This is a genomic window from Streptomyces sp. DSM 120436, from assembly GCF_055778765.1.
The window spans coordinates 3434550-3454882 of the sequence record NZ_JBSKBS010000001.1 but is presented as its reverse complement, the minus strand read 5'-3'; the positions used below and the strand labels follow the sequence as shown (position 1 = coordinate 3454882).

The window sequence follows — 20333 nt, the reverse complement described above, 5'->3', positions numbered from 1 at the left end:
GGTGGCCGTGCCGACCGGGGCGGCTCGCAGGGCGCCACGGCAAGGACGGCGCCCCGACCGCCCGGACAAGGAGCACGCCGGGTGCGCCGACCGGCCGGATCAGCGCGCCCGGTCGTAGACCACGGCGATCTCGCCCAGATCGCCGGTCTCCTGATGGGCGAGCTTCCACCGCGAGCTCGGCAGGCCGTCCTCGAACAGCCGCTGCCCGCCCCCGACGATCTCGGGGAAGATCATGAGGTACAGCCGGTCCAGCAGATCCGCCGAGAGAAGCGCCTTGATGACGCTGGCGCTGCTGTTGACGAGGATGTCGCCCTCGCCGGTGGCCCTGAGGCCGGCGACGACGTCTGCGGCAGGAGCGTTCACCACGCGAGCGTGTTCCCACGGCGCCTCGGCCAGGGTGGTCGAGAGGACCACCTTCTCGGTGTCGACCAGCCACCTCGCGTATCCACGATCGCGCGGATCGGCGTTCCCGTCCGCGGCGACCGACGGCCAGTACCCCAGGAATCCCTCGGCGTTGACCCTGCCGAGCAGCGCCGTCGTCGCGCCCTCCCAGATGCGGGTGAGGTGGTTCCGCGCGACCTCGGTGGTCACGTACGGGGCGAACGCGCTGAAATCGCCGGCCCCACCGGGACCGTGGTAACGCCCGTCGAGGCTGAGGGCCAGGTTCGCGGTCACCCTGCGGCCGGTCGAGTCGGTCATCTCGTGCTCCTCGTGTCGGCACTGTCGGTGTCGTGCGGGTCTGCGGCGAGGGCCGCCACGAGCTTGTCGAGGCTCTGGCCGAAGCCGATCTCGATGCCTGCGACGAAGTCGGCGGAGGCGATCGCGCTGTCCGTGATCCGCCAGTGGACGTCGAGGTCCGTGCCCGTACCGGTGGGCCTCAGGCCGATGTCGACGTGGGCGGTGAAGGCGACGCCCCCGTCGGGCAGCACGGGAGAGAGCCGGTAGCCGAGGCGCTCACCGGGGCGCACGTCCTCGACGACTCCCTCCGCGCGACCGGCGACCGGGTCGGAGCCGTCGGAGTCCTCGGCATCGCGGTACTCCTGGACGACCCGTCCACCCGGCCTCGCCTCGAAGACGAGCTCGGAGACGCGAAGGTCGTCCGGCGTCCACCAGCGGGCGAGCAGGGATGCCTCGGTGAGGTGGCGCCAGACCAGCTCGGGGCGCCCCGCCAGCGACCGGTGGAACCTGAACGAGCGGCCGTCGGCCCACCCCGGCTCCCCTGCGGCGAGCCGCTCCGCGCGGAGACTCCGTCCGTAGCGGTCGTAGGTCGCCCGCGGACCGCCCTCCTGGTCCGCGGTGTCGGCGAGCCGGCTGAGCGCACCTGCCAGGTCCCGCAAAGGGGCGGACCGGAGCGCGTAGATACGGCGCTGGCCGCTGCGCTGCGAGGTGACGATGCCGGCGCGCTCAAGGGTCTGCAGGTGCTTGGTCGTCTGCGGCTGGCGCGCCTCGGCGAGCTGGGCGAGAACGCCGACCGAGCGGGGCCGCTCGGCCAGCAGCCCCACGAGCCGCCAGCGGACCGGGTCGGCCAGTGCGGTGAGGAGTGCGTCCATGGGCGAGATCATTCCCAGAAAAGAATATTCCTGTCAAGGAATGTATCGAGGGGGGCTTCGGGGCGCCGGACCCCACCCTCCCGGGGGCGCACGACCCCCTCCCCTCCTCCGCCCCCCTCCCCTCCTCCGCCCCCCTCCCCTCCTCCGCCCCCCCGCCGACTCCGCACGAACCCGGCCCCGGGTGCCATCACCGCCGGGGACCGGGGTATCCGACTGAGACGCAGTCAGTCACGGCAGGACCGATCAGGGAGGCGAGGATGCCCCTCACGTTCCGCAAGAGTTTCCGGATCCTTCCGGGGGTGCGGCTGAACATCAACAAGCGGTCGTGGTCCATCACCACCGGCGGCAGGAACGGCCCCCGGCACACCCGCAGCAGCACCGGACGTCGTACGACATCGATGGATCTGCCCGGACCTTTCGGATGGCGGCGCACCACCCACAGCCGCCGGAGCAGGGGATACTGACATCACATCACCCGACCATCACCCGAACGGACCCCCCCAAGAGGTGCCATCTCATATCTGAGATAGCCTCAACCTCATGGCAGACGACTACCTCGTACGCATCGGCAAGCTCATCCGTGACGCCAGGCAGCACCGCGGCTGGACACAGGCCCAGCTCGCCGAGGCGCTCGGCACCAGCCAGAGCGCCGTCAACCGGATCGAGCGCGGCAACCAGAACATCAGCCTTGAGATGATCGCCCGTATCGGCGAGGCACTGGACAGTGAGATCGTCTCCCTGGGCTACGCCGGCCCGATGCACCTGCGGGTGGTGGGCGGCCGCCGGCTCTCCGGCGCCATCGACGTCAAGACGAGCAAGAACGCGTGCGTGGCACTGCTGTGCGCCTCGCTGCTCAACAGCGGGCGCACGGTGCTGCGCCGCGTGGCCCGCATCGAGGAGGTGTACCGCCTCCTGGAGGTGCTGCACTCCATCGGCGTGCGCACCCGCTGGATCAACGACGGCGTCGACCTGGAGATCGTGCCGCCGGCCGAGCTGGACCTGGCGGCGATCGACGCGGACGCGGCCCGCCGCACCCGCTCCATCATCATGTTCCTCGGCCCGCTGCTGCACCGCCTGGACCGCTTCATGCTGCCGTACGCCGGCGGCTGCGACCTCGGCACGCGCACCGTGGAACCGCACATGATCGCGCTGCGCCGCTTCGGCCTGGACATCGCCGCGACGGAGGGCCAGTACCACGCGGTGGTCGACCGGACCGTCGCCCCCGACCGCCCGATCGTGCTGACCGAGCGCGGGGACACGGTCACCGAGAACGCGCTGCTGGCCGCCGCGCGGCACGACGGCACGACCGTCATCCGTAACGCGTCCTCCAACTACATGGTGCAGGACCTGTGCTTCTTCCTGGAGGCGCTGGGCGTCAAGGTCGACGGCATCGGCACGACGACGCTCACCGTGCACGGTGTGCCCACCATCGACGTGGACGTGGACTACTCCCCCTCCGAGGACCCGGTCGAGGCGATGAGCCTGGTGGCCGCCGCGGTGGTGACGGAGTCGGAGCTGACGGTCCGCCGGGTGCCGATCGAGTTCCTGGAGATCGAGCTGGCGGTCCTGGAGGAGATGGGCCTCGACCACGACCGCACGCCGGAGTACTTCGCGGACAACGGCCGGACGCGGCTGGTGGACCTGACGGTCCGTCCCTCCAAGCTGGAGGCGCCGATCGACAAGATCCACCCGATGCCGTTCCCGGGCCTGAACATCGACAACGTGCCGTTCTTCGCGGCGATCGCGGCGGTGGCGCAGGGCCAGACCCTCATCCACGACTGGGTCTACGACAACCGCGCGATCTACCTGACCGACCTCAACCGCCTCGGCGGCCGGCTCCAGCTCCTCGACCCGCACCGCGTCCTGGTCGAGGGCCCGACCCGCTGGCGCGCCGCCGAGATGATGTGCCCGCCGGCGCTGCGCCCGGCCGTCGTCGTCCTGCTCGCCATGATGGCGGCGGAGGGCACGTCGGTGCTGCGCAACGTGTACGTCATCAACCGGGGGTACGAGGACCTGGCGGAACGGCTGAACTCGATCGGGGCGCAGATCGAGATCTTCCGGGACATCTGAAAGGCTTCGGAAAAGGCGCCGTCACGCCCCTTCTGAGCTGCGTGAACGCGGAGCAAAAGGGGTGCGGCGGCACCTCTGGGACTTTTGAACAGTGCGGGCACACGTCGGTGGGACAGCCTGGCACGACCGTCCCACGCGTGCCGAACCCTCCCCGGCGGACCTACCTGTCTCAATCCGGACATCTGGCCGCGGACCCGTCGGCCGAGGAGGTGACGGACACTCGGTAACCGGCTCCGGTGTTGAACTCGGGTCCGGCCTCGCTCTCTTCCGCGTCGAGGATCTCTTGGGTCAAGAAGTAGACGTCCAGCATCGCGGCGTTGTCCGCTTCGCCGCGGGTGAAGCACAGGTTCGTGGGCTGATCCGCCTTTGACGATCGCCGGGTGGCCGGAGAGGGCCTCCAGCCTTCGCGCTCCGCCGCGGCCCGGTAGTACCGTGTCACGTCGGCTTTGTCGCCGGGGAAGACGTACGTGTGCTCCGCGTAGAGCTGCGCTTCGCCACTGTCTTCCCAGCAGCCGGCATCGAGGCCCTCGAAGCCGCGGGGTTCGACCGTCCCTCGCGGCCGGGATTCGAGGATGCCGTGGGACTTCAGCTCGTCGACCCGGTTCTCGGTGCCCTCGCAGTCCGGGGTGAAGACGGCGTCAGCCGTGACCTGGCATCCGGTGAGTGCTCCCGTTGACACGGCCATCAGGAGGAGGACGGCATGCAGGCTGGTTCCCTTACGAGAGGTCAAGTCAACTCCTGTGGCTGACCTGGCAGGGCAGCTGGGTACACCGTGCGATGCCTGATGGGTACGGTTGGCGACCGTACCACGTGGTCGGCCGCGCGGGACGGCGAAAGAGACGGCGGCGCTAGCGGTGGGCCGGGGCTGCCGAGCGCAGGCGGGTCGCCAGGCGCGACCGTGGCCGGTCAGGGGCCCGCCCTCACTTCAGCACCTCGAAGGAGTGGAGGGAGTAGCCGTAGCCGGTGGCCCGGGTGATTCCCTTCATCTGGACGTGGCGGGCCGTGACCGCGGCGAAGGTGAGCGTGTCGACGCCCTTTTGCGCCAGGCCCCGCCGCTGCGCCACCGTCCGCCAGGTGCTCCCGTCGTCGGACACCCGGATGTCGTAGTCCCTGCCGTGAGCGGTCTCCCAGTCGAGGTTCACCCGCGAGAACGACTGCCGGCTGCCGAGGTCGACGCTCAGCCACTCGTCGTCGGTGTAGGCGCTGGCCCAGCGCGTGGCCGGATTGCCGTCCACCGCGTTCGACGGCCCCAGGGACGGGACCTCCGACGAGGACGCCGACACCGCGCGTCCGAAGGCGAGGTCTCCGGGCGTCGGCTTCGGCCTCACGAGGGTGTCGGGCAGGTACGCGGTTCCGGGGCCCTGGCCGACGGTGCCGACCCGGTTCAGGAAGCTGCTGTAGTCGGTGCCGGCGCGGGTGCCGGACCACATCTTCTGCGCGAGCGCGGCGAAGCTCTTCTCCACCAGTCCATGGACCTGGAGTTCGGTGTAACTGGCGCGGACGAGGTCGTTCCACACGGCCGGCATGGCGCCGAGGAGCATGGGGTCCTGCGGCGTGAGGTCCTGGTTCCCGCCGAACACGTGCGGTTCCCAGCTGGTGAAGATGTACTGCCCGTCCAGGCCCTGTCCGTGGTAGTAATCCGCGAACGGGACCACGTAGAGCAGGCCGTCGTTGGAGTTGATGACTCTGTAGGCGTCGGCTATGGCCGCCTTGGGCGAGTACCAGCCGTGGTTCCAGCAGTTGAGGACCATGTTCTTGTCGTAGCCCGCCCCTCCGCCGGACATGACGGTGAAGCTCCCCCAGGCGTTGACCGTCTTGCCCAGGGAGCGCACGTGGGGGGCGATGGTGTTGACGTACGTCTTGTACTGCGCGTTCAGTTCTCGCGGGTACTCGTCGACGCCGATGTGCACGGTCGGTCCGCGGAACCACGGAGCGAACTCGGTGTACAGGCTCTTCATGAACTCGGTGGCGGCCGGATTGCTGAGGTCCAGATGGTCCGAGTTCCCGCCGTTCAGGCCGATCTCGGGCTTGAACTCGATGAAGGCGCGCGCGTGGGCGGGGGCGTCGATCTCGGGGATGATCGTCACGCCGTTGGCGGCGGCCACGTCCTCGAAGGAGTCCCAGTCCTGCCGGGTGTATCCCTGGTCGGCGCCCAGTCCCGCGAAGGCCGGGTTGGTGCTCTTGAGGCGGAACGCGGAGATGGCCTGCGACCAGTCACCGTTCGGTGGGGTGATCTCGTTGTCGTTGAGGTGCAGTTGCAGGGTGTTGAGCTTCAGCCAGCCCATCCAGCGCAGGTACGACCTGATGAACTCGGGCGTGAAGTACCGTCGCCCGACATCGAGCATGAAACCGCGGACGGCGTAGTTCGGATGGTCGACCGCGGTGCCGACGGGAACGCTCCTGCGGTCGGCCGAGCCCAGCAGGGCCTGCAGGAGGGTACGGGTGCCGTAGTAGGCGCCCCGCTGGCCGCCGCCGACGATCTCCACGGAAGTCGTGCTCACGGTGAGGCGGTACGCCTCGGTCCGCAGCTCGCTCTTCACCGGACCGAAGTCGGCCGAGGAGTCGATGCGCAGGGCTATGTCACCGCGCCTCGCCGCTCCCGTCGCCGTGGTGAGCCGGAGCGAGGTCAGCTCGGCCATGTCTTCGACGACCTGGGCCGCCAGGTTCCGCAGGGCGGCCGGGGCGCCCGCGGGGACGACGACCCGGCTTGCCGAGGTGAGGGTGAGACCGCCCGTCCCCCCGGTCCACCGCTGCAGCGCGGGAACCACTCCGGGTGGGGCCGTGTCCGCCTCGGCGGCTGCCGTCGCCGTGCCGGTGGAGGCGAGAAGAGGAGCGAGTACGAGGCCGCCGAGGAATGATCTGCGCGCCAATTGCCATTGCTTCATGGAATGCTCCCGTAGCGTTCTCTAGGAGAAGGGGGAGAGGAGATCGGGATGTGACGCCGGTTTGCAGCACCAAAGGGGCCGTCAGGCTCTGCGTGTCATCAGGGATTCGAGGACGGAGGACGGGGGGATTCCCAGAACCGCTGGCGCAGAGCAGACGCCGATCTGAGTGGCCCGGACGTGTTGACGGCGGCTGAAGGGTGATTCCGGCTCGCTTTCCGCGCCGGCACCACCGATCGAGCGCCGCTGACCGTGGTCCCGCCGTCTCCGCCCGGAACACTTCATCTTCGGCGTGCTCCCCGGGCCCGCGGGGACGGTCCCCCGCGCGGACCGACGAATCCCCGGCTCGGGTCGCTGCCCCGCACGGGGTGACCGCGGCGGCGTACCGGTCGTCGTCCGGCCTCGACGGCTCCAGACCTTCCCGCGCATCGCCTTTCGGTGCTGAGCACCGCTTCCTCGCGAGCGGACGACGGTGACGGGTGGGGGCCACGTCCGGCGACGGCCGACAGTGCTTCGACCGTCATGATGCTTGTGAGTGCGAAGCATGGATCTGGCGTTGCGATGACGTCCGTGCGTCTTCCCATGAGATCTCCACGCTTGGTCTGGACCACCAACTAGCCTGCTCTCAAGGGTGTTACGGGTGTCGACAGTAGGAGGTAAGACGTATGGGGTCTAGACCTCTGCGTCCACCAGATTCACTCCGGCCAACGTGACGACCACCATGACGGCCAGCCCTCTCGCCCTACCGCGCCCCGCTCGTGACACCGCTTCACGTGGTCGACATGACCGGAAAGACCTTTCGCGCCCGTGTCACCGGAGGCACCCGTGCACCGGTCGTTCAGATCCCGCCCGACACGGGGCAGAACGCATCCCGCCGGTGCCCGCTGCCCCGCAGACGGCGCGATGCCGTGGAGTCCACAAGTCACGTCCACCGCGGTGGCGGGCGTCACACCTCGTCGACCAGATGCGACGCGGTGACGAACGGTGCTTTACGAGGCTCCGGGGCGCGGGTACGCGGGTACGCGCCGTACGGGAGCACGCTTCCCCGTGCCCGCCTCAGGTGTCCAGATGGTCCGCGAAGATGCCGATGAGGACGCGGCCGCCGAGGCGGGGTTCGGGGAGACTGAAGTGGACGCGGTTGCGGTGCCGTTCCTTCTTGCCGTGCCACTCGCAGCGGTAGGTCTCACCCTCGTGGCCGACGTCGCGCTGTTTCATGATTCCCGGCTTGGAGCGGGTGCTGGGGCTCTCGGGGGACAGGTCCAGGCCGAACCGGCCCAGTTCGGCCTGGACCTGGTGCGGCTGCCCCGAGTGCAGGGCCAGGGCTTCGGCGAAGTGGTCGTGCACCACGCCCAGGAGCCGCACGACCCAGTCGCGCATCTCCGCGTAGGAGCCGTCGAACTTGCGGAAGGAGAGGGAGTCGGCGAAGACCAGTTCCGGGAAGCTCTGGCGGGCGTGGTCGAAGAAGTCCTGCTCCGCTATGTCCTCCCGCTCGAAGAGGGAGCGCCAGAACTCGGACAGCGCGGGCGCCTCGACGAGGTGGAAGACCTCCTCGGTCACCGGCTCGTCCGTCGTCCCGTCGCTCGCTGAGACCGGGAGCCAGCCACGGCGGTCCCGGACGGGGAAGACCAGGCAGGCGACGTGCTGCCTCCGCCGCGTCCGCCACCAGGCGTAGCAGAGGGACCAGGCGAGGTCGTGGGCGGCGGCGCCCGCCACTTCGACCCGGTCGGGCAGGCCGGGGAGGTCCGTGTCCCAGGTGGGGCAGCGGTCCATGAGACGGACCGTTCTCAGTCGCGCGTCACGTCCGGCGCGCGGTGTCTCCCCCTCGTACAGGACGTCGTAGAGCTTCCGGTCGTCCGCGCATTCCGTCTCCACCCACCACGGTGAGACGGCGACCGAGTGCTGATCGGATAACTCCTCCAGGGTGTCGCTGAAGTCGTCCAGCAGGTCCGTCAACCGCTCCTCCGTCAGTCCCCGGAAGTCGAAGGACGACTCGTCCACGACGATCCGGTAGGGCTCACCGTCCCCTGCGCCTGGCACGTGCCAGCCTCCCCAAGTCCTGTTCGATCTGGTCGAAGAAGCCTCGCGGCCACTCGGTCAGTTCACCCCTCGCGGTGAACGCGATGGGCGCGGAACCGGCTTCCTCCTCACCGAAGTAGTGCACGATCACGTCCTCGGGCCGCAGGATCTGTTCCTCCGCCACGGCCAGTCGCGCCCCGTTGAGGACGTGGTCGCTGTGCGTCTCCACGATCACCTGGGCGCCGGCCCCGGCGACCCGGGCCAGGAAGCGGCCCAGCTTGGACTGGCCGCCGGGATGGAGGTGCGCCTCCGGGTTCTCGACGATCAGCAGATCTCCCGGGCCGGTGAGAAGGCCGGCGACGATCACGGGCAGGGCGTAGGAGAATCCGAAGCCCATGTTGGCCGGGCGGATCGGCTCGCTCAGCAGGCCCGGTTCCTGGAAGCGGATGGTGCTCGCCGTGATGCCGGGCGGCCACTGTGCGGTGATCTTGATGGGGCGGATGATGTCGGAGGCCCAGGTCTCCACCTGCGTGCGCAGGGTGGTGACGTTGTGGGTGCTCCGGGTCGTCGGGTGCAGCAGGGGCTCACTCACCACCCGGGTCTCGTGCAGGGCCAGTACCTGCGCGGTGTACTCCCCCTGCACGCCGACCCCGAGGAGGTCGGGATGCTCCGCGGAGACGTCCAGCTGGTCGCGGGGGCCGAGGCGCTCGGCGCACAGATAGGTGAACGCGCTGCCCCTGCCGCACAGTTCCGCGGGCGGGGGCCCGCTGTTCTCGGCCACCCTCAGGTAGAGGGCCTGCTCGTCCGGGACGGTGAAGCGGTGCACGCCGGGTGCCTCGGCGCCGTCGCCGGCGATCTCGATCTCGATGGTGGAGTCGGGGGCGTCCGGGTGCAGCACCTCGTGTGCTTCGCCCAGGGCGAGTCCGTAGGGGCCGTTGAGCTGGATCACTCGACCGGCCGGCGCGTCCGCGAGCTGGCGGGCCAGCAGCAGGCTCTGGACCGTGGTGCTCTTTCCCGTTCCGTTGAGTCCGGTGAGCACGGTGAGGGGGCGCAGGGCGAAGGAGGCGTCGGCGAAGCGTTTGAAGTACCGGACCCGCAGGGAGGTGATCACCTGCCGGCCTCCGCGACCTGGGCGGTGACGTCGAACCGGAGCATCACCCGGCGGACGTCGCCCGTGGAGGAGGTGATGGCCTCCAGGTAACGGTAGTCGTTCGTCATCAGGACACGCGCGGCATCCACGATCGCCTCGCGGCGCCGTTCGAGGTCTTCGGCCTCGTACATGGTCAGGGTGATCGACCAGGCCTCGAAGAGCGCCCGGTTGATCGGGTTCCGGCCGGACGAATCGAGCGGCCACTTGCGGAAGGCCTGGTCGCCGAAGACCAGACGGGCGTTCAGCATGGCTTTGCGGAAGGCCGCCACGAGGTTCGCGACATCGGTGTCGGTCACCTCCTTCGCGGTGTCCAGCAGGGTGGTGGTGCGCTGGAGGAAGGGGTCCATCGCGGCGTACTTCGCGTAGCCTTCCGTACCCATCAACCAGAAAGCGGCGAAACGCAGGGCCATCTCCCGGTCGTTCATCCGGATGTGGCCGCCCATGTTGTTGGTCGCCGCGTTGAACTCCGCCGTGGAGGTCATCTCCCGCAGGACGGTCCGACTGCGTTCCTTGCTCATGCAGTGCCGGATCTCCTGCGCGTTCAGGGGTGTACCGCCCGTGTTGATGCGCTTGAAGATGTCGTACATGACGTCCGGCGGAGTCGTCGGGTCGATGACGTTGGTGACGATCTGGGTGTTGTAGATGCGCCGCTTCCACGGAGCGGGGAGGTTTTCAAAACGCTTTCCCTCCACCGCGCTCTGCAGGTACTCGAGTCCCTTGAGCGCAAATCCCCGCTCCTCTCCCCCGCGCACGAAGTCGTGGATGGTCGACAGGCGCTGGAGGCCGTCGACCACGCGCATGAGCCCGTCGGTGTCCTCGGCGAAGTAGAAGGCGGGAAGCGGGATCTGCAGGAGCACGGACTCGATGAGCCGGGACTTCTGCCTGGGTTTCCACACCCGGCCGCGCTGGAAGTCCGGGGCCAGCTCCAGCGATCCGTCCTCGATCATGTCCAGGGCGTTGCGCAGCGAGAACTGCTTGGTGTTGACCCGGATCTGCTCCGGGTTCCACGGCCTGTCGATCTCCGGTGGCGCGTCCTCGGCCTCGGTCTCCGCCTCGACTCCGGTGCCCGTGTCGAGGAAGTGCTCCTCCGTGATCTTCGGTGGCTGGGGGGTGTCCGAGGTCGTCATGAGGGGATCGTATCCGGGCGACTCCCTCGGACACGTGGGCATCAGGCCCGCCGTACGCGCCGTGGGGGAAGACGCCTTCCCTCAGCTCGCCTCCCGCATCCGGGCAGCCGCGTGACGGGGGCCTCCCCGTGGTCCTGGGACGGGCCGGCCCGGCGACCGGCGCGGCGGCCCGCTCCGGCGCCGCTCTCGCGTCGATCGCGTCCGGCCTCGGCGGCAAGGAGAGTCGGCTCTGTTCACGAGGACGGGTTCTGACGTGTGAACAGAGCCGCGGTTCAGGGCACATCGGAGCCTTTGCCAGCCCCGGAGCACTTCAGTGCGCGGCCGGACGGCCTGCTTTCAAGAGGGCGGCAGCCCGGTGGCGAGTCCGCCGGCGGGCACTCGCTCGATGCGGGTCCAGCCCCCCCAGCCCCGCTCCTCCAGGATCGCCAGCAGTCGCGCGGCACCCGGCGAGAACTCGACCGCGGTCGAGTCCGGCAGGGCGACGAACTGGTCGTCCCAGCTGTCGTCACCCGTCTCGCCGGCCTCCACGGCGCGAAGCATCAGGCGCTCCATGACGTCGGCGACCTCGACGACCCGCGGGTCCTCGGGCGACCAGTCGCGTGCCTCGCTGAGGAGGCTGTAGAGCCTCACCATGTCGGGGTGGTCCAGCTCCTCGTGCTTCTTGGCGATCACGGCGTCGATCTGGTGCGGCACCTGCGCGGCGATCATGATCCAGGCGTCCCGCTCCATCTCGATGTACCGCTCCCGGACGCCGAGACCGCGTAGCCGGTCGAGGTAGTCCACGACGCTCCGCGGGAGCGCCAGGTGCTCTCCGGCGGCGAGCCGGGAGAGCCGTTTGCGGGTGTCGTGCAGCCGCCGGATCTCGGCGCGCAGATGCCTGTCGATCGCCTGGACACCGTCGGCGAACTCCTCCGGGCCGGCGTCGAGGAGTTCCTGCACCCGGGCCAGCGGCACACCGGCGTCCGCCAGGGTGCGGATCCGGATCAGCCGCACGACCGCGGCAGCGTCGTAGACCCGGTATCCGGACCGCGCCGCGCCGGCCTGCTGGGCCTGGACGACCGCGCCGTGGGCGGATCCCCTGTTCGGGTTGCCAAGGGAGTCCCCGTGGGGCCCTCGCCCGTCGACCGCGCCCGCCCCGGCTCCGGGCCTCACCTGATCGTCGGCCGTCACGGGACCGCGCTCACCGGTTGCCACCACCGGTGAGCGCGGTCCCGCCCCTCAGGGGCCTGCGGGGACTCCCCCGCCACAAGCCCCGGCGCCGGCTGTCCTCGCCCCCTCGGCGGCTCCGGGTCCCGCCGTCCGGGCGCGGCAGACAGCCGGCACCGGCCGGCCCTGTCGGGTCAGCTCTGCCGCTGGGCGCCCTGAAGGGCCTCGTCGGTCATGTCGGCCACCTGGCCGGCCGGCGGGGCCTCGGCGTCGACCTCGGTGCCGAAGTCCGAGAACTCCAGCACCGTCTTCATCTTGAGCTGCTGGGCCGTCGCGCTGCTGCCCTGCTGGGCCGAGGCGGAGGCCGGGGCCTTGACGGTCATGTCGATCTGCTGGCGGCGCAGTCGGCCCTCGTCGTCGAGCCAGACCTGCATCGGCAGCGTCGGGCCGAGCTGCTTGCTCATCTGCGCACCGCCCGGCAGCTTGGACACGTCCACGGAGACCTTGTAGTGCGTGGTGTCGGTCCCGTCGATCTCCTCGGTGCCGACCTTGGTGACGTCCTTGTCGGTGATCGCCTTGGCGTAGGCGGCGGTCTGGGCCGGGTCGCCGATCTGCTGGTTGCCCAGGTTCTGCTGTGCGGCGGCCTTCTCCAGGTCGATCTTGATCCAGGGCTTGCCGCCCGGCGCCTCCTGGCCGGGGGCCTTCTGGTAGAGGACCTGGTCGACCACGCGTTGCTCGATGCGCTTGTCCTGCGCGGTGACGGTCATGACGCTGTCGCCCTCGTCGAGAGCGATGACGCCCTTGCCCTGGGCGGTGACCGTCCTGCCCTCCGCCGAGAGCTGCGTCCTGATCGTCATCCGCGCCGACTCGGCCTCGGCCGTCTTGTCGTAGGCCGCTCGCACCTCCGCCGTGCCCTGCTCCTGGGCGCCGGCGCTCCTGCTCGCGTTCGGCGACTTGCCGTCCCCTCCGGCCTCCGCGTCGCTGCCGCCACCGCAGCCCGACAGGACCACGCTCCCCGTCACCGCGGCAACCACGACCGCGCTGGTCCTCGACCTCCTGAATCGCATGTGAGTCCCCTCTCCTCAACGGGTGCCGGCCCCTGTCACACCACGCCGGCTCACTGAGCCGGGTGTCCCGACGGGACGTCAACACACCTATTGGGAAAGCAAGTTATGGATGAGCGGCGAATCCGGACGAGTCATCAGGCCGAGCGCGGGAAGGTTTCCCCCGGGCCCGGCGAACACGGAAGGGCCCGTGACGGCTCACCCGGCGCCATGGCGCCGGACGAGCCGACGGGGCATCGCCAGATCCTGGACCGACACCCGTCCGGCAGTGCCCCGTCACCGTCCCGAGCGCCCCTGATTGGGCACGGGAACAGTCCTCCCCCTACGCCCCTTCTGCCTCTGGTTGACTCCCCGGCCACCCGTGTCGACCTGTGTGAGCGGAGTTGTCTTGGAGCCTTACGGAGCGGAGCCGTGGCGGCAGGAGCCGCCGGTGCCGGTGGAGGAGGCGCGGCTGGGGGCGGGGCTGCGGGTCGGGCTCCGGATCGCGGGGGTGTGGCTGCTGTACGTGGCGGGCGGTGCGTTCCTGCCCGGCCCGTACGGCACCGGCGTCCTCGGGGGCGTGACGCTCGGGGCCGTGCTGGCCCTGGTGCCGCTCGGCGTCGGCCTGCACGGGGTCGTCGCGCACGGGCGGCGGGTCGACCGGGTCGCCGACGGCGGGGACGACCGGAGGTGGTCATGAGCACGTTGCTCGACTCCTCCTCACGCTCCCTCGTCTTCGCCGTGTTCTCGGTGTTCGTCGTCATCTGCCTGATGCTGTGCGTGATCACGGGGGCCGACGAGGACGACCGCGCCCTCGTCCGGTCCGACAGCCGGCGGCTGCGGTCCTGGCAGCAGGGCATCGCGATGGGCGGCGACACCACCACCGTGGCGACCGTCACCGTGCTGGTGGGCATGGTCGCCACGACCGGGTTCGACGGACTCGGCGTCATGCTGGGCAGTCTGGTCGGCGTCCTCCTCTTCCTCGTGCTCGTCATCGAACCGCTCCGCGCGCACGCCACGCTGACCACGCCGGACCTGCTGGACGCGCGCGGCAGCGGCGGGTCCGCGGTGCGGGTGGCGTGGGGCGTGGTGACGCTGCTCGTCTGTTTCCCGCTGCTCGTGGTGCAGTTGGTGGTGGTCGGGAACGTGGCCGCCGCCCTGCTCGGGCAGCCCGGCACCCGTACCGGCTGCATCGTCGTCATCGGGTGTGTGATGACCGCGCTGGCCGTCAGCGGCGGCATCCGGGGCACGGGGGTGGTGATGATCGCCAAGTCGGTGATCGCGCTGCCCGTGCTGCTGGTCGCCGCGGCACTGGTCGTGTACCGCTTCGGCGGGGACCTCGGGCGGCTGCTCGACGCGGCCGCGCTCGGTTCGGGGACGGGCGAGGCGTTCCTGCGCCCGGGCGGCTACACCGGTGACGGATGGGTCGGGGCGGTGAACCGGGTCGGGCAGACCTTCGGCATGACGATGGCCACGCTGGCCATGCCCGCCGTGCTGATGCGGGCCATCGCGACGAAGAGCCCGCGCGGGGCGCGGACGGCCGGCCGCTGGATGCTCGGCGAGCTCGTGGTGCTCTACGGGGCTCTCGCCGTCGTCGGTCTCGGCGCCGCGGCGCTGGCCGGCGGGGTGCTGCGGGAGGCCGGTCCGTCGGCGCAGGTGTTCACGCCGCTGCTGCTCGGGCGCGCGCTGGACGGCGGCGGCATCCTCGTCGCGGCCCTCGCCTGCGTCCTCTTCCTCACCGCGCTGGCCGCCGTCGTGGACGTCACCCTCGCCGCCGGCATCACCCTGGGCCGTGACGTGCTGGCCGCCTCCGGCCGGCGGCGGGAGGAACGGGTGGACGGCACCGCGTCGCGGTGGGCGGCCGCGCTGACCGGGCTGGCCGCCGCGGCCGTGGCCGTCGTCTGCGCCGACTGGAACCTGGTCGTCGTCTCCACGCTCTGGCTCGCCCTCTGCGGCGCCGCCCTCGCACCGGTCCTGCTGTACGCCCTGTACTGGCCCGGATTCACCGCCCGCGGCGCGCTGTGGTGCCTGTGGGGGGCCACGGCGGTGACCGTCGCGGCGCTCGCGCTGTCGCCGTACGCGTCCGGCACGCCCGAGTCGATCATGCCGGGGCACGACTTCCGGCTCTGGGACGTGACGATCCCGGGCCTGGTGACGATCCCGGCCGGGTTCCTGCTGGGCTGGCTGGGCAGCGTCACGGACCGCCGGCGGCGCCCGGCGGGCGACGACACCGTGCGGACGTCTTCGCCGCGCGCCGCCCACCGGTGATGTCCGGCGGGCGGCACGGTCGTAATACGACTTCATGAGCAAGCCGGCCGGCAACTGCTCGAACGAACACGACATCCGCTCCGTCGGTACTCATGAGACCGGACACGTTTTCAGCCCGGGGCACGTGGGCCCGGGATCGTCGAACCTCACCATGTGCGCGAACTCGTCCACCTGCAAGACGATCGGCGGGACCCTCGGCGAGGGAGGGGGCCGGGCGAGAGGTCCAGGCCCTCCGCAGCACCTACCAGGAGGAACACGATGAGCCGGCCGGGGCGAACCACGCGAGTGTCCCTCGTGGCAGCCATGACGACGCTGGCTGCGGCCTGCACGTCGGAGAGCAGCAGTGACGGGGGCGAGCAGGCGGAATCCTGCGCCTACCGAGTCGTCTGCCAGGACCGCACGTACCGGGACCTCGCGAACGTGGAGTTCACGGTGGGGGAGAAGCTCGGATCCGCCACCGTCCCGCCGTGCCAGGACACGGGAGACCAGGACCAGGCCGAGGGATCCGGCGGGACGACGACCGCCTACGCGGTGGACGGCGTCTCACCCGGCATGGCCGTCGCCGTCGGGGACAGCCCCGACGACGTCACCTTCGTGGCCGCCTGCTCGGGCGACGAGCTCCCTCCGGGGATACGGAAACTGATCGACAGGCCCTGACCCCGGCCGCGACGCCGTCTGCCCGAACCGTTCCTGATCAGCACCGTTCGGACGTCTTCGCCGCGTGCCGCCCACCGATGACTTCCGGCGGGCGGCACGGTCGTAACCGGTACACGGACCGACACCCGAGGAGGACCCCATGTCCCGGAAGATCACCGCCAGCCTGTTCATCTCGCTCGACGGCGTCGTCGAGGCTCCCGACCAGTGGCACTTCCCGTACTTCAACGACGAGATGGGCGCGGCCGTCGACGCCGGTCTGCGCACCGCGGACACCATGCTCTTCGGCCGCGTGACGTACGACGGCTTCGCCGGTGCCTGGCCGGAGCGGGAGGCGGCGGGCGCCGAGGACGCGGGCTTCGCCCAGCAGCTCGGCGACATGCGGAAGATCGTGTTCTCCCGCAGCCCGCTCGACTTCCAGTGGCGCAACAGCGAGCAGGCGCGGGGTGACGTCGCCGAGGTCGCCGCCGCGCTGAAGAACGAGCCGGGCGGGGACATCGCGCTGAGCGGCTCCGTCTCGATCGTCCGGCAACTGCTCGCCGCGGGCCTCCTCGACGAACTGCACCTCCTCGTCCACCCCATCGCCGTCCGCAAGGGCATGCGCCTGTTCGACGAGGGCGAGCCGTCGGTTCCGCTGCGGCTGCTGACGTCGGAGGCGTTCGGCACGGGGGTGCTGCACCTGGTGTACGGGCCGGACGCGGCGCCGCCGACGGGCGGGTACGAGGAGGCGGTCGCCGCGCTCGGGGAGTGAGAGGGGCGTGGTGTCACCAGTTCTTGTACCGGACGTCGCCGAGGCCGCAGAAGGTGCATCCGGGGCTCAGGAAGTCCTGGGTGCGGCGGAACTCCTCGTCGGCCAGATGCCACCGGAGCCAGGCGGTGATGACGTGCCGGCCGTTGCGGGTGGCGAGGACGTGGTCGGTGTCGTCGAGGATGGTGAACCACACCGGCACGTCGGTGCCCGCGTAGTCGCGTTCCATGTTCGCGGTGGCGAAGTCCTCGTCACCGCCGATGTAGAGGGCCGGGTTGCGGAGGCTGTCGGGGCCGTTGCCGTCGAACGAGCCGCCGGCCACGTGGACGGTGGTCTCCAGCCGCGGCTCGTCGGCCACGTCGAACGTGCCGAGGGACCCGCGGGAGTGGCCGCCGAAAGCGACCTCGGAAAGGTCGAGGTCTCCGTACAGCGGGCTGGCTGGGCTGGCGTTCCGGTCCTCCAGCCAGTCGAGGGCGTCGACCATGTAGGCGCCGTTGCTGGAGGAGACCTCGCTGTAGACGACGAAGCCGTGCGAGGCCCACAGGCGCAGCATGTCCTCGTAGTCGGCGGGGTCGGATCCCGCGCCCGGGCCCCAGACGAAGACCGGATGGTCCACGCCGTCCCGGCCGGCGTCGGCCGGGTACACCAGCCAGCCGTCGTCGTCGGGACCGGCGGACTCGTCGACGGTCACCGCGTACGGACCGGGCTCGGTGACGTCGTCCACCGGGGGCAGTGACCCGGTCGGCGGGTCGGTCGGTCCCCCGCCGTCTTCGGCCTCGATCAGCACGTCGTCGACGGTCAGGGTCTCCAGGGGGCTGTTCGCGTCCAGCGAGAACCTCAGCCGCAGGTCACCGCTCTCGACGGAGTCCGGCAGGGGGAACGACACCGCGCCCGCGGCGGTGCGCGCCGATTCCAGCGTGGTGAACGGGCCGCCGTCGACCGAGTAGGCCACGGTGAAGGTCTCACCGAGGTCCAGCCCCGACGCCGCCCGGGTGTAGGACAGGGTCAGGTCGTCGTATCCGGTCAGGTCGACGGGTGCGGACACGATGGACGGGTCCGAGGTCAGTGACCCGCTGAGGCGGGCCCCGTACGTTCCGGTCCGGACGGAACCGGAAGCGGTGAAAGTGCCGAGCCCGTCGGAGAAGTCCTCGCTGTAGACGGGCGTGGCGGCGGAGGCGGGGGCTGTCGTCACGCCCGCGGCTCCCAGGAGCAGAACGCCGACGGCCGCGGCGCCGCATAAGCGCAGGCGCCCACTGGTACGAGACATGTGCGATATCCCTTCTGGTCACGCCGGTCGACCACATCGGCACACCGTGCCGGGCGTGCGCGCCACAGCCGCTCCCGGTCCCGGTCGGTCCCGGTCGATCCCTGCGGTCGTCGCAGGACCGGCTCGTACCGAGTCAAGCGAGCGGCCGGGCGGGGGGCACCGGTGAAATCACCGGCCCGGCGGAAAGCGAGAGACTCTCAGCGGCACGCCCTCAAGTCGCTCAGCGTTCCGACGTGACCCGCACGGCCTGGCCCCAGCCTTCGCAGCGCCGACGAGCAGTCGGTCAGAACGTCACGTGACCCGCCGGACAGGACCTTAAGGTGCTGGTGGAGTCACCCCATGAACGAAGGACAGCCATGGCCCGCCCGTACGTCCCCGGACCCAAGCGGTTCGTCTTCTCCGCCGGTGACGGCAACGACCGACAGGTCCTCGTGCACGACCCCCAGGAAGCCTACGCGGCGTTCTCCGCGTTCTTCCGGGAGCGGAACTCCGACGCCTACACCCTAGGTGACGAGCCGGCGGGGCAGCGGCTGGTGCTCATGCCCGGCCGGGGTGTGATCGCCCGGTTCGAGGACACGGACCGACCTCGATCGCAGTACCTCAAGGTCGACCGGGGCGATCGCTGCCTTCCGAGCGCCATGCTGTTCCTCGAGAACGGGTACGCCGGCCTCGACCACTTCGGCCAGTGGTTCTCCGACCTCGCTGACCTCGACGCATCACCGGAGACGCGCGGCGCCGCCCGTGCCGCCATGTTCACGACGGAGGCAGCAGCGATCGACGAAGTCGCCCGGATCTGGGGAGACTCGGGGATCGTGGACCCGAGCGACCGTTACCACGTCTTCTTCGACTCGCACGGTCTCGACGAGGACCAGGCCGAACGAGCGGAGCTCCTCAAACTGATCGAGTTCCTCGGCCTCGAACGGGTCGACCCCCCGGCCGGGGCCCCCGACGGCGAAGTCTGGGTACGCACCGACGCACGCCTGGACGCCGCATGCGCACAGTGGGCGTGAACGGGTGGTGCGGGGCGGGCCGTGACCTCTCCGTGGTACCCGCCGTGCTCGCGGTGCTCCCGCGCGGCCACGTCCGGTCGGTGCCGCTCCGGAAAGGCCTGAGCCCGTGAGAGACATCGTGTTCACCCGCAGTAGCGGCTGGATCCCGAGCGTGATCAGCGAGGACGGCGAACTGAAGCTGATGCTCGGCGCCGGGGCCGACGCCAACCACCAGCCCCGCACGTTCACGTTCCCCATCGGGGAGGCCCACCTCGCGGTGATCCGGGAGGACCTGCCCAGACACCTGCTGCTGTGGAGCGCGGTCCTTCCGCTGTGCGACGCCGCCGGGACCACGGGCCGGCTCGACGAGAACGCCGCCGTCGCGCTGCTGGACCCGGTTCTCCTCTCCTCCCCCGCGGACGTCGATGCGCTCTTCCGGCACATCCGGTGGGACAGGAGCCGGCTCGTCGCCCATGGGGCCGACATCGATCTGCTCGACCGCGGACAGGTCTGCGCGGCGATGCGCTCGGCGACCGGGACAGCGAACGAAGAACGTGCCCAGGAGCATCACGCGGACCGCCGTCGCGCCGAGCGCGGAGTGGTCCTCGGCCCGCTCGACGCCGCGATTCTGCGGTACACGGGCCAGTACACGCACGGCGCGACGATTCCCCGACGGATGCCCGACGCCGTCGACACCGCGCTGCTGCCGGAGGTGATGAAGGTGATCGCCACCGCGGAGCAGGCGTGTGCCGGGATGCGGATCGGCGTCGACCCGCGACGGGGAAAACGCGCCACGGACAAACAGGCCTGGGACCGGGTGGCGACGACGGTCGACGCGGCCGTCCGCCGTGCCTACCCCGGGCTCGCCGACGACGCGGTGCGTACGGTGAGCTTCCTGATGTGCTCGGAGACCGCGAACCGCTCCAGGAACGCACCCGAGGAGGACGACGCGGAGGCTGCCGACGACCACGCCGGTCCCGGTGGAAGCGCGAGGAAGACGGCCCTGTCGTTCGCCGACGAGAAAGGGGCCGGGACGAAGTGGCTGAAGGACGGCCCTCGCGGCGCCTCCGCGGAGTTCTGGCAGTTCGTCGGCGATCGCTCCGCTGCGGACAACCAGGTGTTCGCCATCGAGGACGAGGAGAGGGGCGAGGGGATCCAGCTCCACTTCTACGCGGACTCCATCGCCCGGATCACGACGGTGCGCGAGGGGAAGGACGGGGCGGATCCGGAGTTCCGGGTCGAATACAGCCTGGTCGACGGACTCGGCGCGTACCGGACCCTGGTGAACGCTTTCGTCCGCGGCGGATGCGCCGCACTCGAACCGTACGGTCCCTGGACATCGGATGTCGCCGAGTTCGAGCGCGCACGCCGGAGGGGGCGCGACGCCCGGTAGCGGTGCTTCGGTACGGAGGTTGAAAGGGCG

General features: G+C 70.5%; 18 protein-coding genes. 8 read left to right on the top strand and 10 right to left on the bottom strand.

All coding sequences use genetic code 11. The features are described 5' to 3' along the window. Positions 1-99: 99 nt before the first annotated feature. Entirely contained in the window at positions 100-699 is a 600-nt protein-coding gene (locus tag ACWH4W_RS15460) for a dihydrofolate reductase family protein (RefSeq protein WP_473076302.1), read from the bottom strand. Continuing rightward, positions 696-1550, bottom strand: coding sequence for a metalloregulator ArsR/SmtB family transcription factor (locus ACWH4W_RS15455; RefSeq protein WP_473076301.1), 855 nt, complete (start codon positions 1548-1550; stop codon positions 696-698). Before ACWH4W_RS15455 ends, ACWH4W_RS15460 begins: the two co-directional genes overlap by 4 nt. Before the next feature lie 257 nt (positions 1551-1807). On the opposite strand from ACWH4W_RS15455, the gene ACWH4W_RS15450 reads away from it, so the two are divergent. After that, positions 1808-2014: a DUF4236 domain-containing protein gene (locus ACWH4W_RS15450; RefSeq protein WP_473076300.1), complete on the top strand. Its 207-nt coding sequence runs from the start codon at positions 1808-1810 to the stop codon at positions 2012-2014. Positions 2015-2090: 76 nt separating this feature from the next. Then, positions 2091-3620, top strand: coding sequence for a helix-turn-helix domain-containing protein (locus ACWH4W_RS15445; protein WP_106411943.1), 1530 nt, complete (start codon positions 2091-2093; stop codon positions 3618-3620). A gap of 169 nt (positions 3621-3789) precedes the next feature. Here the strand turns inward: ACWH4W_RS15445 and ACWH4W_RS15440 are convergent, their stop codons facing one another. The 7 genes from ACWH4W_RS15440 to ACWH4W_RS15410 all read right to left on the bottom strand — a co-directional run bounded on the left by ACWH4W_RS15440 (position 3790) and on the right by ACWH4W_RS15410 (position 13008). Further along, complete coding sequence (locus tag ACWH4W_RS15440; protein WP_473076299.1) at positions 3790-4350, bottom strand: hypothetical protein; 561 nt, start codon at positions 4348-4350, stop codon at positions 3790-3792. 190 nt (positions 4351-4540) lie between these two features. Further along, entirely contained in the window at positions 4541-6505 is a 1965-nt protein-coding gene (locus ACWH4W_RS15435; protein WP_473076298.1) for a family 20 glycosylhydrolase, read from the bottom strand. 1053 nt (positions 6506-7558) lie between these two features. Next, on the bottom strand, positions 7559-8539 hold the full coding sequence (locus ACWH4W_RS15430) for a hypothetical protein (protein ID WP_473076297.1): 981 nt from the start codon (positions 8537-8539) through the stop codon (positions 7559-7561). Next, positions 8517-9629 (bottom strand): AAA family ATPase, encoded by a 1113-nt coding sequence (locus ACWH4W_RS15425; protein ID WP_473076296.1) that lies wholly within the window; start codon positions 9627-9629, stop codon positions 8517-8519. The genes ACWH4W_RS15430 and ACWH4W_RS15425 overlap by 23 nt, the downstream gene beginning before the upstream one ends. Continuing rightward, a complete protein-coding gene (locus tag ACWH4W_RS15420) occupies positions 9626-10795 on the bottom strand; it encodes a GmrSD restriction endonuclease domain-containing protein (protein ID WP_473076295.1) in 1170 nt (389 codons plus the stop codon). The genes ACWH4W_RS15425 and ACWH4W_RS15420 overlap by 4 nt, the downstream gene beginning before the upstream one ends. Before the next feature lie 336 nt (positions 10796-11131). Then, positions 11132-11965, bottom strand: a complete 834-nt coding sequence (locus ACWH4W_RS15415) for a helix-turn-helix domain-containing protein (RefSeq protein WP_473076294.1) — start codon at positions 11963-11965, stop codon at positions 11132-11134. Between the two features lie 170 nt (positions 11966-12135). Then, on the bottom strand, positions 12136-13008 hold the full coding sequence (locus ACWH4W_RS15410) for an SCO4651 family lipoprotein (protein WP_473076293.1): 873 nt from the start codon (positions 13006-13008) through the stop codon (positions 12136-12138). A 385-nt stretch (positions 13009-13393) separates the two neighbouring features. On the opposite strand from ACWH4W_RS15410, the gene ACWH4W_RS15405 reads away from it, so the two are divergent. The 4 genes from ACWH4W_RS15405 (at position 13394) to ACWH4W_RS15390 (ending at position 16657) form a co-directional block, all read left to right on the top strand. Beyond that, entirely contained in the window at positions 13394-13684 is a 291-nt protein-coding gene (locus ACWH4W_RS15405; RefSeq protein WP_473076292.1) for a hypothetical protein, read from the top strand. Then, on the top strand, positions 13681-15252 hold the full coding sequence (locus ACWH4W_RS15400) for a sodium:solute symporter family transporter (RefSeq protein WP_473076291.1): 1572 nt from the start codon (positions 13681-13683) through the stop codon (positions 15250-15252). Before ACWH4W_RS15405 ends, ACWH4W_RS15400 begins: the two co-directional genes overlap by 4 nt. Positions 15253-15555: 303 nt before the next feature. Then, complete coding sequence (locus ACWH4W_RS15395) at positions 15556-15909, top strand: DUF6281 family protein (RefSeq protein ID WP_473076290.1); 354 nt, start codon at positions 15556-15558, stop codon at positions 15907-15909. A gap of 139 nt (positions 15910-16048) precedes the next feature. Then, positions 16049-16657 (top strand): dihydrofolate reductase family protein, encoded by a 609-nt coding sequence (locus ACWH4W_RS15390; protein ID WP_473076289.1) that lies wholly within the window; start codon positions 16049-16051, stop codon positions 16655-16657. 13 nt (positions 16658-16670) lie between these two features. Here ACWH4W_RS15390 and ACWH4W_RS15385 read toward each other — a convergent pair whose 3' ends face one another. Further along, positions 16671-17846 (bottom strand): poly(ethylene terephthalate) hydrolase family protein, encoded by a 1176-nt coding sequence (locus tag ACWH4W_RS15385; RefSeq protein WP_473076288.1) that lies wholly within the window; start codon positions 17844-17846, stop codon positions 16671-16673. 431 nt (positions 17847-18277) lie between these two features. Here ACWH4W_RS15385 and ACWH4W_RS15380 point away from each other — a divergent pair, with 431 nt between their 5' ends. Both ACWH4W_RS15380 and ACWH4W_RS15375 read left to right on the top strand, forming a co-directional pair. Continuing rightward, on the top strand, positions 18278-18931 hold the full coding sequence (locus tag ACWH4W_RS15380; protein WP_473076287.1) for a hypothetical protein: 654 nt from the start codon (positions 18278-18280) through the stop codon (positions 18929-18931). A gap of 106 nt (positions 18932-19037) precedes the next feature. Then, the gene (locus ACWH4W_RS15375; protein WP_473076286.1) at positions 19038-20303 is read left to right on the top strand and encodes a DUF6357 family protein; all 1266 of its coding nucleotides are present in this window, start codon (positions 19038-19040) and stop codon (positions 20301-20303) included. Positions 20304-20333: the final 30 nt, after the last annotated feature.

Coding starts and splice junctions, on each gene's coding strand:
- ACWH4W_RS15460 (WP_473076302.1), bottom strand. CDS start 699: ATGACCGACTCGACCGGCCGCAGGGTGACCGCGAACCTGGCCCTCAGC.
- ACWH4W_RS15455 (WP_473076301.1), bottom strand. CDS start 1,550: ATGGACGCACTCCTCACCGCACTGGCCGACCCGGTCCGCTGGCGGCTC.
- ACWH4W_RS15450 (WP_473076300.1), top strand. CDS start 1,808: ATGCCCCTCACGTTCCGCAAGAGTTTCCGGATCCTTCCGGGGGTGCGG.
- ACWH4W_RS15445 (WP_106411943.1), top strand. CDS start 2,091: ATGGCAGACGACTACCTCGTACGCATCGGCAAGCTCATCCGTGACGCC.
- ACWH4W_RS15435 (WP_473076298.1), bottom strand. CDS start 6,505: ATGAAGCAATGGCAATTGGCGCGCAGATCATTCCTCGGCGGCCTCGTA.
- ACWH4W_RS15420 (WP_473076295.1), bottom strand. CDS start 10,795: ATGACGACCTCGGACACCCCCCAGCCACCGAAGATCACGGAGGAGCAC.
- ACWH4W_RS15410 (WP_473076293.1), bottom strand. CDS start 13,008: ATGCGATTCAGGAGGTCGAGGACCAGCGCGGTCGTGGTTGCCGCGGTG.
- ACWH4W_RS15400 (WP_473076291.1), top strand. CDS start 13,681: ATGAGCACGTTGCTCGACTCCTCCTCACGCTCCCTCGTCTTCGCCGTG.
- ACWH4W_RS15395 (WP_473076290.1), top strand. CDS start 15,556: ATGACGACGCTGGCTGCGGCCTGCACGTCGGAGAGCAGCAGTGACGGG.
- ACWH4W_RS15390 (WP_473076289.1), top strand. CDS start 16,049: ATGTCCCGGAAGATCACCGCCAGCCTGTTCATCTCGCTCGACGGCGTC.
- ACWH4W_RS15380 (WP_473076287.1), top strand. CDS start 18,278: ATGGCCCGCCCGTACGTCCCCGGACCCAAGCGGTTCGTCTTCTCCGCC.